This window comes from Nocardioides sp., assembly GCF_047606145.1.
Lineage (GTDB): Bacteria > Actinomycetota > Actinomycetes > Propionibacteriales > Nocardioidaceae > Nocardioides.
On record NZ_JASGET010000148.1, the window covers coordinates 1 to 11,572 of the forward strand.

Here is an 11,572-nt window from a genome sequence, read left to right on the forward strand (position 1 = left end):
CCGGCGCCGCGGGCCGCGGACGCGGCCGCCCGGCGAAGACGTTCGCGCTGACCGAGAAGGGCCGCGAGGGCTTCGACCAGCAGTACGACGACCTGGCCCGTTCGGCACTGCGATTCCTCGCCGAGGCGGCCGGTGAGGCAGGGGTCCGGGAATTCGCGGAGCGCCGCACGGCTTTCCTGGTTGAGGGCTTCTCGAGGATCGCCGCCAGCGATCCGTCGTTGACCCCCGCGGAGGTGTTGGCCCGGGTCTTCACCGATGCGGGCTACGTGGCCTCGGTCCGGGAGCTGCCGCTGCTGGGCGACCAGCAGGCGGGCGAGCAGCTGTGCCAGCAGCACTGTCCGATCTCACACGTGGCACAGGAGTTCCCCGAGCTGTGCGAGGCGGAGACCGAGGCGATCAGCAGATTGCTCGGCACGCCGGTGCAGCGGCTGGCCACGATCGCGCACGGGGACGGCGTATGCACCACCCATCTGCCGGCCCCACCGGAGACCAGCAGGACGACCAGGACCAGCACCACCGGCAGGACCGGCAGAACCGACGACAAGAAGGAGCGGGTCACCTCATGACCTCCATCACTGAGCACGACGGCTCGACCAAGGTCGAGCAGCTCAACCCGGAGCTCAAGGGCATCGGCAAGTACGAGTTCGGCTGGGCGGACAACGACACGGCCGGAGCCACCGCCACCCGCGGTCTGAACGAGCACGTGGTGCGTGACATCTCGGCGAAGAAGAACGAGCCCTCCTGGATGCTCGACCTGCGCCTGAAGGGCCTCAAGCTCTTCGGTCGCAAGCCGATGCCGACCTGGGGCTCGGACCTGTCCGGGATCGACTTCGACAACATCAAGTACTTCGTCCGCTCGACCGAGAAGCAGGCGGCGAGCTGGGACGACCTCCCGGCCGACATCAAGAACACCTACGACAAGCTCGGCATCCCCGAGGCGGAGAAGCAGCGCCTGGTCGCCGGCGTCGCGGCGCAGTACGAGTCCGAGGTGGTCTATCACCAGATCCGGGAGGACCTGGAGTCCCAGGGCGTCGTCTTCGTCGACACCGACACCGCGCTGAAGGAGCACGAGGAGCTCTTCAAGGAGTACTTCGGCACCGTCATCCCGGTCGGCGACAACAAGTTCGCCGCGCTGAACACCAGCGTGTGGTCCGGCGGCTCGTTCATCTACGTGCCCAAGGGGGTGCACGTGGACATCCCGCTACAGGCCTACTTCCGGATCAACACCGAGAACATGGGCCAGTTCGAGCGGACCCTGATCATCGTCGACGAGGACGCCTACGTGCACTACGTCGAGGGCTGTACGGCGCCCATCTACTCCTCGGACTCGCTGCACTCCGCGGTCGTGGAGATCATCGTGAAGAAGGGCGGCCGCTGCCGCTACACCACCATCCAGAACTGGTCCAACAACGTCTACAACCTGGTGACCAAGCGCGCGGTCTGTGAGGCCGGCGCGACCATGGAATGGGTCGACGGCAACATCGGCTCCAAGGTGACCATGAAGTACCCGGCGGTCTACCTGATGGGCGAGCACGCCAAGGGGGAGACGCTCTCGATCGCCTTCGCCGGCGAGGGCCAGCACCAGGACGCCGGCGCCAAGATGGTGCACGCGGCGCCGCACACCTCCTCCTCCATCCTGAGCAAGTCGGTGGCGCGTGGCGGCGGCCGGACGTCGTACCGCGGGCTGGTGCAGGTCAACGAGGGCGCGCACGGGTCGAAGTCCAACGTGCTCTGCGACGCGCTGCTGGTCGACCAGATCTCGCGCTCGGACACCTATCCGTACGTCGACATCCGCGAGGACGACGTGTCGATGGGCCACGAGGCCAGCGTCTCGAAGGTCTCCGACGACCAGCTCTTCTACCTGATGCAGCGCGGCCTGGCCGAGGACGAGGCGATGGCGATGATCGTGCGCGGCTTCGTCGAGCCGATCGCCAAGGAGCTGCCGATGGAGTACGCCCTGGAGCTGAACCGCCTGATCGAACTGCAGATGGAAGGAGCCGTCGGGTGACGGCAGTTGCTGAGAACCTGGCCGAGGCGCTCGAGATCGACCGGGTGGAGTCCCACCTGAACCCGGAGCCCTCCTACGACCTGGCCGACCACCCGGTCCCGACCGGGCGCGAGGAGGTCTGGCGGTTCACCCCGCTCAAGCGGCTGCGCGGGATCCTGGACGGCGAGCCCTCCGAGGACTGCCTGGAGTGGAAGACCACGCTGCCCGTGGGCGTCGAGATCTCTACCATCACCGCCGCACAGGCGCGCGAGCTCGGTGAGCTGCCCCCGAACGAGCGCCCGGCGGCCCTGGCCGCGAGCAACTCCGGTGGCGCCGCGCTGGTCGACGTCCCAGCCGACCTCGAGGCCGGCGGGCCGCTCGTGATCCGGCTCTCCGGTGACTCGGTGGAGCGCCTGGTCTGGGGGCAGCTGCTGTTCCGCATCGGCGCGCACGCGAAGGTCACCATCGTGCTGGTGCACACCGGCTCGGCGCGCTACTGCACGACCCAGTCGTTCCTGGTCGGCGACGGCGCGCAGGTCAACATCTTGAGCCTGCAGGACTGGGACGACGACGCGGTCCACCTCGGCCGGGACGCCATCCGGGTCGGCCGGGACGCCTCGGTCAAGCACACCTCGGTCTCCTTCGGCGGCGACCTGGTGCGGATGCACACGAACGCGGAGTACGCCGGCCCCGGCGGCTCGGTCGAGCTGCTCGGCCTCTACTTCGCCGACGAGGGCCAGCACATCGAGCACCGGCTCTTCGTCGACCACACCGCGCCGAGGACCAAGTCGCACGTGGTCTACAAGGGCGCGCTGCAGGGGGAGAAGGCGCACACCGTGTGGATCGGCAACGTGCTGATCCGCAAGGTCGCCGAGGGCATCGAGACCTACGAGGAGAACCGCAACCTCGTCCTGACCGACGGTGCCCAGGCCGACTCGGTGCCCAACCTGGAGATCGAGACCGGTGAGATCGAGGGCGCGGGGCACGCGTCCGCCACCGGCCGCTTCGACGACGAGCAGCTGTTCTACCTGCGCAGTCGGGGGGTCTCGGAGGCCGAGGCCCGTCGCCTGGTGGTGCACGGCTTCTTCACCGATCTCATCCGGCAGATCGGCGTACCGGAGCTGGAAGAGGATCTGACCGCCACCGTCGAAGCCGAGCTCGCCAAGAACGTACTGAATGGAGAAATCACCGCATGAGCACCCTCGAGATCAAGGACCTGCACGTCTCGGTGGAGACCGAGGACGGTCCCAAGGAGATCCTCAAGGGCGTCACGCTGAGGATCGACGACGGCGAGACCCACGCGATCATGGGCCCCAACGGGTCGGGGAAGTCGACCACCGCCTATTCCATCGCCGGCCACCCGAAGTACACCATCACCGGCGGCTCGGTGAGCCTCGACGGTGAGGACGTGCTGGCGATGTCGGTCGACGAGCGCGCCCGCGCCGGGCTCTTCCTCGCGATGCAGTACCCGGTCGAGGTGCCCGGCGTGTCCACGTCGAACTTCCTGCGCACCGCCAAGACCGCCCTGGACGGCGAGGCGCCGAAGCTGCGCACCTGGGTCCGGGACGTCAACGGTGCCCTGGAGCGGATGAACCTGGACCCCGTCTTCGCTCAGCGCTCGGTCAACGAGGGCTTCTCCGGCGGCGAGAAGAAGCGCTCCGAGATCGCCCAGCTCGACCTGCTCGACCCGAAGGTCGCGGTGCTCGACGAGATCGACTCGGGCCTGGACATCGACGCCCTCAAGGTCGTCTCCGACGGGATCAACCGCTTCCGGGACCGCGCGGGCAAGTCGGTGCTGCTGATCACGCACTACACCCGGATCCTGCGCTACGTGAAGCCGGACCGGGTGCACGTCTTCGTGGACGGTCGGATCGCCGAGTCGGGCGGGCCCGCCCTGGCCGACGAGCTGGAGGCGGACGGCTACGTCAAGTACGTCGGTACGGCGGTCTGAGATGGTCTCGACAGGCTCGACCAGCGGGGGAGGCTCGACCAGCGGAGGAGGCTTGCCGGGGCTGCTGCCCGATCTCGAGGTGGTCCGCAAGGACTTCCCGATCCTCGAGCGCACCTTCGAGGACGGCACCTCGCTGGTCTACCTGGACTCGGCCAACACCTCGCAGAAGCCACAGGTCGTCATCGACACGATGGTCGACCACCTGGAGCGGCACAACGCCAACATCGCCCGCGCGATGCACCACCTGGGCGCCGAGGCGACCGAGGCCTTCGAGGGTGCCCGCGACCGGGTGGCGTCCTTCCTCGGCGCGCCGGACCGCGACGAGGTCATCTTCACCAAGAACGCCTCCGAGGCGTTGAACCTGGTCGCGAACACGCTGGCCTGGGGCAGCGACCTGGCCCTGGGCGCGGGCGACGAGATCGTCATCACCGAGATGGAGCACCACTCCAACATCGTCCCCTGGCAGTTGCTGGCCCAGCGGACCGGCGCGAGGCTGCGCTGGTTCTCGCTGACCGACGAGGGCGAGCTCGACACCACCGGCATCGACGACCTGATCAACGAGCACACCGCCGTGGTCTCGCTGACCTGGGTCTCCAACATGTTGGGCACCGTCAACCCGATCGCGCAGATCGCGAAGAGGGCGCACGCCGTGGGTGCGCTGGTGGTGGTCGACGCGTCCCAGGCGGCACCGCAGCTGCCGATCGACCTGGCCGCGATGGCCGAGGACGAGCGGCCCGACTTCCTCGCCTTCACCGGCCACAAGACGGTCGGCCCGACCGGGATCGGCGTGCTCTGGGGGCGCCGTGCACTGCTCGAGCAGCTTCCGCCGTTCCTCGGCGGCGGCGAGATGATCGAGACGGTCACGATGGCGCGCTCGACCTATGCGGGCATCCCGCACAAGTTCGAGGCCGGCACGCCGCCGATCGTCGAGGCGGTCGGACTGGGGGCCGCGCTGGACTACCTGAGCCATCTCGGCATGGACGCCGTGCACGCGCACGAGCAGGCGATCACCGGCTACGCGCTCCAGGGTCTGGCGAGCGTTCCCGGGCTCCGCGTGATCGGGCCGCTGGACCCGGCCAGGCGTGGCGGGGCGGTCTCCTTCGAGCTGGCCGGGGTGCACCCGCACGACGTCGCCCAGGTGCTGGACAGCCGCGGGGTCGCCGTACGGGCCGGGCATCACTGCGCCAAGCCGGCGCACGCCCACTTCGGCGTGCAGAGCACCACCCGGATGTCGTCGTACCTCTACACCACGCCGGCCGAGATCGACGCGCTGGTCGAGGCGCTGGAATACACCCGCTCCTACTTCAGGTTGGGGTGAGTGCGATGACCGCCCAGAACCTCGACAGCCTGTACCAGGAGATCATCCTGGACCACTACAAGAACCCGCATCATGCCGGCCTGCGCGACGAGTTCGAGGCCGAGGTGCACCACGTCAACCCGACCTGCGGTGATGAGGTCACCCTGCGGGTCCACCTGACCGACGGCCCACGGGGCGCGACGGTGGCGGACGTCTCCTACGACGCGGTCGGCTGCTCGATCTCGCAGGCCTCGGCGTCGGTGTTGACCGATCTGGTGATCGGCAAGCCGGTCGACGAGGCGATGGCGATCCACGGCGAGTTCCTCACCCTGATGCAGGGCAAGGGCGCCGTCGAGCCGGACGAGGACGTGCTCGAGGACGGGATCGCGTTCGCCGGGGTGGCGAAGTTCCCGGCGCGGGTGAAGTGTGCGCTGCTGTCCTGGATGGCGTGGAAGGATGCGACCGCCCAGTCGCTGGCCCAAGCCGAGACCGAGGAGTCCCGATGACCGAGTCCGCTCACGAGATCGCCACCAGCGTGGCCGACGGGGCGACGCTGACCATCGATGACGTCACCGAGGCGATGAAGGACGTCGTCGACCCCGAGCTCGGGATCAACGTCGTCGACCTCGGACTGGTCTACGGACTGCACATCGAGGACGACTCGAACGTCGTGATCGACATGACGCTGACCTCGGCCGCGTGTCCGCTCACCGACGTGATCCAGGACCAGACCAACACCGCTCTGGAGGGCATGGTCAACGACGTCCACATCAACTGGGTGTGGATGCCGCCGTGGGGCCCGGAGAAGATCACCGACGACGGCCGGGAGATGCTGCGCGCGCTCGGCTTCAACGTCTGAACCGGGCCGAGCCGGTGACGGAGGCCGACCCGGCCCGCGACTCCGAGATCGACGCGTTCTGGGCGCAGGCATGCCGCCGGGCGAAGTTGAGCACCATGCCCGGCTACTTCGGGCCCGGTGCGCTCGAGTCGCTGCGGCCACCGGCGTGGTCGTTCGGAGCCACGTCGAGGCAGGCGGACGAGCTGCTGGCGCTCGTCCTGGACGGCACCAAGACGGCGACCGCGAGCGCCGCCTGGGACTACGAGGCCGGTGGTGACGAACTGCCCGCTGTCGGGACCCTCGGCATCGTGCTGGACGGTGCCGGACACCCGCGCGCACTGCTGGCGACGACGTCGGTCGAGGTCGTCCCGTTCGACGAGGTCTCCGAGGAGCACGCCCGCCTCGAGGGCGAGGGAGACCTGTCGTTGGCCCACTGGCGTGAGGTTCACCGGCGGTTCTTCACCGCCCACGCCGAGCATGAGCATGGGTTCGTCGAGTCGATGCCGGTGGTCCTGGAGCGCTTCGAGGTGCTCTACCAGAGCTGAGAGCCGGGCGGTTGCGCACCGGTAACCTCGGGCCATGGCCCAGGTCAGCGTCGCGCCGGAGCGGATCATTCGCTGGATGGAGAACTTCGAGCATCGCCACGGGGCCTCGAGGCTGACGGTCCGTGACGGCGGCTTGCGCGGCGACGCCGAGGACGGGTCGTGGTTCAGCGCCCGGCTGCCCTTCGATCGCGGGTACGACGCGCAGCCCGCCGCGGCCGCGTTCGCCGCCGCGGCCACGCCGCCCACCGACTGGGGCGTGCTGCTGGTGCGCAAGGGCGGCTTCGCGGTCGCTCGGCTGCGAGGCGGCACGATGGTCGAGCACAAGGTGGGCCAGCGACACGTCCAGGGTCGCAGCAAGGCCGGCGGCTGGAGCCAGCAGCGCTTCGCCCGCCGCCGGGACCACCAGGCCCGAGAGGCCTACCAGGCCGCCGCCGACCACGCCGCCCGGATCCTCGGCGGGCTCGACGGTCCGCTGGTCACGGGCGGAGACCGCGGCGCCATACGCGACGTGCTCGCCGACCCGCGGTTGGCGCCGCTGCGCCCGGTGGACCGGTTCCTGACCGTCCGGGACCAGAGGCGAGCCGCCCTGGACGCCGCCGTCGACGCGGCGGCCGCGGTCTGCGTCGAGGTGCACAACGCCTCGGGGTCGGCGAGACCGACGGGGTTGTCGTCGGTCGAGTAGCCGGAGCCGCTAGGCGAAGGCGTATCGAGACCACCGCGGCTGCTCAGCACACCGAGTCGTAGATCGCCACCGTCCGCTCCGCGATCGCCGACCAGCTGAACGCCTCGATCGCCCGCTCCCGGCCGGCCACGCCCATGGCGAGTGCACGGTCGGGATCGGCCAGCAGCTCGCGGAGCGCGGCACCGAAGTCGGCGACGTAGGCGTCCGGATCGACCGGGGTCCCGGTGCCGTCGGTCAGCTGCTCGATCGGCACCAGCAGCCCGGTCCGCCCGTGCTCGACCACCTCGGGGATGCCGCCGGTCGCCGTGGCCACCACCGCTGCCTGGCAGGCCATCGCCTCCAGGTTGACGATCCCCAGCGGCTCGTAGACCGACGGGCAGGCGAACACGGTGGCGGCGGTGAGCAAGGCGATCACGTCGGTTCGCGGCAGCATGTCGGCGATCCAGACCACCCCGCTCCGGGTCTGCCGGAGCCCGTCGACCAGGCCGATCACCTCGGCCTCGATCTCGGCGGTGTCGGGTGCGCCGGCGCAGAGCACCACCTGGACCTCCGGCGGCAGCGAGGCGCAGGCCCGTAGGAAGTAGGGCAGCCCCTTCTGTCGGGTGATCCGGCCGACGAAGACGACCGCGGGCCGATCCGGGTCGACGCCGAGCTCGCGCACCCGATCCGGATCCGCCACCGGGCGCCAGGCGTCGGTGTCGATGCCGTTGTGCACCACCGAGACCTTCGCCGGGTCGAGGGCGGGATAGGCGCGCAGCACGTCGTCGCGCATCGCCGCCGAGACCGCGATCACCGCCGAGGCGGCCTCATAGGCGGTCCGTTCGGCCCAGGAGGACAACGCATAGCCGCCACCGAGCTGCTCGGCCTTCCAGGGTCGCAGCGGCTCGAGCGAGTGCGCGGTCACCACGTGCGGTACGTCGTGCAGCAGCCCGGCCAGGTGGCCGGCGAGGTTCGCATACCAGGTGTGGGAGTGCACCAGGTCGGCCCCGGCGCAGGCCTGGGCGATGCTCAGGTCGACGCCGAACGTGCGCAGCGCGGCGTTGGCGTCGGCCAGCTCCGGCAGGTCCGGATAGGAGAAGGTGGCGGGCTCCGCGCGCGGCCCGCCGAAGGCGCGCACCCGCACCTCGGTCCCGGTGCGCCGCAGCGCCCGCACCAGCTCGGTGACGTGCACGCCGGCACCGCCGTAGATCTCGGGCGGATATTCCTTGCTGAGAATGTCGACCTGCACGCGCTCAACTTACTAACCTCGGGCCATGGCTGTGCAACGGCGCACGAAAGTGCTGGCGGTGGTTCTCGCGGGTGGCGAAGGCAAGCGCCTGATGCCGCTGACAGCGGACCGGGCCAAACCCGGGGTGCCGTTCGCGGGCACCTACCGGCTGATCGACTTCGCGCTCTCGAACGTGGTCAACTCCGGCTACCGTCAGGTCGTCGTACTGACCCAGTACAAGAGCCACTCCCTGGACCGGCACATCTCCCAGACCTGGCGGATGTCGACCATGCTGGGCAACTACGTGGCCTCGGTCCCGGCTCAGCAGCGGGTCGGCAAGAACTGGTATCTCGGCAGTGCCGACGCGATCTACCAGTCGCTCAACCTGATCCGTGACGAGCAGCCCGACATCGTGGTGGTGGTCGGCGCGGATCACGTCTATCGGATGGACTTCGAGCAGATGGTCGCCCAGCACCTCGACTCCGGCGCCGCGTGCACGGTGGCGGCCATCCGGCAACCCATCGAGGACGCGCACCAGTTCGGGGTGATCGACGTGTCCGCCGACCAGCCGCGGCGGATCCGGGAGTTCCTGGAGAAGCCCAGCGACCCGGTCGGACTGCCGGACAGCCCGGGTGAGGTGCTGGCCTCGATGGGAAACTACGTCTTCGACGCCGACGCGCTGGTGGAGGCGGTCACCCGGGACGCCGCCGAGACCGAGACCAGCCACGACATGGGTGGCGACATCGTGCCGAGCTTCGTGCGTAGCGGGCGGGCGGCGGTCTACGACTACCGGGACAACGAGGTGCCGGGGGCCATCGACCGGGATCGTGGCTACTGGCGCGACGTCGGCACGCTGGGCTCCTACTTCGCCGCCCACATGGACGTGGTCTCCCCGCTGCCGATCTTCAACCTCTACAACTACCAGTGGCCGATCTTCACCTCGCACGGGCCGTATCCGCCGGCGAAGGTGGTCGGCTCCAGCGTCGACCAGGCGCTGCTCTCCCCGGGCGTGGTCGTCACCGGCAGCTCGGTCTCCCGCTCGGTCCTCTCCCCGGGGGTGTACGTCGACTCCGGTGCCGAGGTCACCGACTCGGTGATCATGCACGACGTGCGGATCGGGGCGGGTGCGGTGGTGCGCAACGCCATCCTCGACAAGAACGTGGTCATTCCGGCGGGCGGGTCGGTCGGGGTCGACCCCGACGCCGACCGGGCACGCGGGTTCATGGTCGTCGACGGGCTCACCGTGGCGGGCAAGGACCAGCCCTACAGCTGATGACCGGCGATGCGGTGATCTCGATCGAGGGTCTCGTCAAGCGGTTCGGGACGGTGCGGGCCCTCGACGGTCTCGACCTGCGGGTGGCCGCGGGAGAGGTGCATGGCTTCCTCGGCCCCAACGGCGCCGGCAAGTCGACCACCATCCGTGTCCTGCTCGGCCTGCTGCGCAAGGACGCCGGTGAGGTGCACCTGCTCGGCGCCGATCCGTGGCGCGACGCGGCACGGTTGCACCGACGGCTGGCCTACGTGCCCGGCGACGTGAGCCTGTGGCCCAACCTGACCGGGGGCGAGGCGATCGACCTGTTGGGCCGACTCAGGGGTGGGCTGGACCCGGCACGCCGGGCCGAGCTGATCGAACGGTTCGAGCTGGATCCGACGCGGAAGGCACGCACCTACTCCAAGGGCAACCGGCAGAAGGTGGCGCTGGTGGCGGCGCTCGCGGCGGACGTCGAGCTACTGCTGCTCGACGAGCCCACCTCGGGCCTGGACCCGCTGATGGAGGCGGCGTTCACCCGGTGTGTCGAGCAGTTCCGTGCCGAGGGCCGCTCGGTGTTGCTCTCCAGCCACATCCTGGCGGAGGTGGAGCGGCTGTGCGACCGGGTGAGCATCATCCGGTCGGGACGGACCGTCGAGACCGGGACCCTCGCCGACCTGCGGCACCTGACCCGGACCAGCGTCAGCGCCGAGTTGGCCCGGTCGGCCGACGACGCCGGACGGCGGCTGGACGCCCTCCCGGGGGTGCACGATCTCGACGTGGAGGGCGCGAGGATCCGGTTCGGCGTCGACGCCGCCGAGCTGGACGCCGCGCTCGGCGTCCTGGTCACCGCGGGGGTGCGCACCCTCGCCAGCTCGCCGCCGACGCTGGAGGAGCTGTTCCTGCGTCACTACGGCGACCGGGTGGACGAACAGGGCGGGCAACAGGGCGGGCAACAGGGTGAGCAACCCGATGGGCGGTGGCCGTGAGCGGCTGCTGGCTGCTGGCACGCGGCGATCTGCGTCGCGACCGGCTGATGATCGGCCTGTGGTGCGTGGTGCTGGTGCTGCTCTACTGGAGCCAGGCGGCGAGCGTCGAGGGCCTCTACGCCACCCAGGCCGACTTCGACCGGGCCGCGGCGTCGATGGAGGGGAACGCCGCCTTCATCGCCATGGCCGGTCCGGCGCGGGCGCTGAACACCGTCGGCGGTCAGGTGTTCTGGCAGGCAAGCGCGTTCGGCGCGATCCTGGCCGGGTTGATGAGCATGTTCCTGGTGGGCCGCCACACCCGCGCCGAGGAGGAGAGCGGCCGTGACGAACTGATCCGGTCCACCGCGGTGGACCGGACGGCACCGCCGACGGCGGCACTGGGCGTCGCGCTGGCGGTGAACCTGCTGGCCGGTCTACTGGTCGCCGCCAGCCTGCTGCTGGTGCCACTGCCGGCGGCGGACTCGCTGGCCACCGGGCTCGGCCTGACCCTGTCGGGTTGGTGCTTCTCCGGGACGGCGCTGCTCGCGGCTCAACTGACCCAGAGCACTCGCGCGATGTACGGCATCGCCGGGGTGGTCATCGCGCTGGCCTATCTCCTGCGCGCGGTGGGGGACGTCGGCAACGGAGTCGCGAGTTGGCTCTCGCCGATCGGCTGGTATCAGGCCATGCATCCGTTCTCCGGGCTGCGCTGGTGGCCGGCATCGCTGCTGATCGTGGCCGCGGCCGGCTCCGCGGTGGCGGCGTACGTCGTCCTCGGCCGGCGCGACATCGGGCGCGGCATCCTCGCCGATCGGCGGGGACCGGCCGCGGCCGGACGCTGGCTGGGC

At 70.0% G+C, this 11,572-nt stretch carries 12 protein-coding genes and 1 pseudogene; 12 read left to right on the plus strand and 1 reads right to left on the minus strand.

The annotated features are described in order from the left end of the window. The 9 genes from QM638_RS19835 to QM638_RS19875 form a co-directional block, all read left to right on the plus strand. Nucleotides 1-566: helix-turn-helix transcriptional regulator (locus QM638_RS19835; protein WP_415144844.1), on the plus strand; the 566-nt coding region annotated here is incomplete at its 5' end. Next, nucleotides 563-2,008, plus strand: a complete 1,446-nt coding sequence (gene sufB / locus QM638_RS19840; protein ID WP_415144846.1) for a Fe-S cluster assembly protein SufB — start codon at nucleotides 563-565, stop codon at nucleotides 2,006-2,008. The genes QM638_RS19835 and sufB, both read left to right, overlap by 4 nt. Further along, nucleotides 2,005-3,183 (plus strand): Fe-S cluster assembly protein SufD, encoded by a 1,179-nt coding sequence (sufD, locus tag QM638_RS19845; protein WP_415144848.1) that lies wholly within the window; start codon nucleotides 2,005-2,007, stop codon nucleotides 3,181-3,183. Before sufB ends, sufD begins: the two co-directional genes overlap by 4 nt. Beyond that, on the plus strand, nucleotides 3,180-3,938 hold the full coding sequence (gene sufC / locus QM638_RS19850) for a Fe-S cluster assembly ATPase SufC (RefSeq protein WP_415144849.1): 759 nt from the start codon (nucleotides 3,180-3,182) through the stop codon (nucleotides 3,936-3,938). Before sufD ends, sufC begins: the two co-directional genes overlap by 4 nt. A 52-nt stretch (nucleotides 3,939-3,990) precedes the next feature. Continuing rightward, entirely contained in the window at nucleotides 3,991-5,256 is a 1,266-nt protein-coding gene (locus QM638_RS19855) for an aminotransferase class V-fold PLP-dependent enzyme (protein WP_415144851.1), read from the plus strand. A 5-nt stretch (nucleotides 5,257-5,261) separates the two neighbouring features. Continuing rightward, nucleotides 5,262-5,741: a Fe-S cluster assembly sulfur transfer protein SufU gene (gene sufU, locus QM638_RS19860; RefSeq protein ID WP_415144853.1), complete on the plus strand. Its 480-nt coding sequence runs from the start codon at nucleotides 5,262-5,264 to the stop codon at nucleotides 5,739-5,741. Next, nucleotides 5,738-6,094, plus strand: a complete 357-nt coding sequence (locus QM638_RS19865; protein WP_415144855.1) for a metal-sulfur cluster assembly factor — start codon at nucleotides 5,738-5,740, stop codon at nucleotides 6,092-6,094. The genes sufU and QM638_RS19865 overlap by 4 nt, the downstream gene beginning before the upstream one ends. A gap of 14 nt (nucleotides 6,095-6,108) precedes the next feature. Beyond that, nucleotides 6,109-6,618, plus strand: a complete 510-nt coding sequence (locus QM638_RS19870) for an ASCH domain-containing protein (protein ID WP_415144857.1) — start codon at nucleotides 6,109-6,111, stop codon at nucleotides 6,616-6,618. 34 nt (nucleotides 6,619-6,652) lie between these two features. After that, on the plus strand, nucleotides 6,653-7,300 hold the full coding sequence (locus QM638_RS19875; protein WP_415144859.1) for an acVLRF1 family peptidyl-tRNA hydrolase: 648 nt from the start codon (nucleotides 6,653-6,655) through the stop codon (nucleotides 7,298-7,300). Nucleotides 7,301-7,343: 43 nt separating this feature from the next. Here QM638_RS19875 and glgA read toward each other — a convergent pair whose 3' ends face one another. After that, nucleotides 7,344-8,528, minus strand: a complete 1,185-nt coding sequence (gene glgA, locus QM638_RS19880; protein WP_415144861.1) for a glycogen synthase — start codon at nucleotides 8,526-8,528, stop codon at nucleotides 7,344-7,346. A gap of 25 nt (nucleotides 8,529-8,553) precedes the next feature. On the opposite strand from glgA, the gene glgC reads away from it, so the two are divergent. From glgC to QM638_RS19895, 3 genes and pseudogenes are all read left to right on the plus strand, one after another. Further along, complete coding sequence (gene glgC, locus QM638_RS19885; RefSeq protein ID WP_415144863.1) at nucleotides 8,554-9,780, plus strand: glucose-1-phosphate adenylyltransferase; 1,227 nt, start codon at nucleotides 8,554-8,556, stop codon at nucleotides 9,778-9,780. Further along, nucleotides 9,780-10,745 (plus strand): ATP-binding cassette domain-containing protein, encoded by a 966-nt coding sequence (locus QM638_RS19890; RefSeq protein ID WP_415144865.1) that lies wholly within the window; start codon nucleotides 9,780-9,782, stop codon nucleotides 10,743-10,745. The genes glgC and QM638_RS19890 overlap by 1 nt, the downstream gene beginning before the upstream one ends. Beyond that, nucleotides 10,742-11,572: pseudogene (locus tag QM638_RS19895) on the plus strand (hypothetical protein); the annotation flags it as partial. The gene QM638_RS19890 and the pseudogene QM638_RS19895, both read left to right, overlap by 4 nt.

Bases quoted from the DNA above. Each gene is read 5' to 3' on its own strand.
- glgC (WP_415144863.1), top strand. From the start codon at position 8,554: ATGGCTGTGCAACGGCGCACGAAAGTGCTGGCGGTGGTTCTCGCGGGT.
- QM638_RS19890 (WP_415144865.1), top strand. From the start codon at position 9,780: ATGACCGGCGATGCGGTGATCTCGATCGAGGGTCTCGTCAAGCGGTTC.
- QM638_RS19875 (WP_415144859.1), top strand. From the start codon at position 6,653: ATGGCCCAGGTCAGCGTCGCGCCGGAGCGGATCATTCGCTGGATGGAG.
- sufC (WP_415144849.1), top strand. From the start codon at position 3,180: ATGAGCACCCTCGAGATCAAGGACCTGCACGTCTCGGTGGAGACCGAG.
- sufU (WP_415144853.1), top strand. From the start codon at position 5,262: ATGACCGCCCAGAACCTCGACAGCCTGTACCAGGAGATCATCCTGGAC.
- QM638_RS19865 (WP_415144855.1), top strand. From the start codon at position 5,738: ATGACCGAGTCCGCTCACGAGATCGCCACCAGCGTGGCCGACGGGGCG.
- sufB (WP_415144846.1), top strand. From the start codon at position 563: ATGACCTCCATCACTGAGCACGACGGCTCGACCAAGGTCGAGCAGCTC.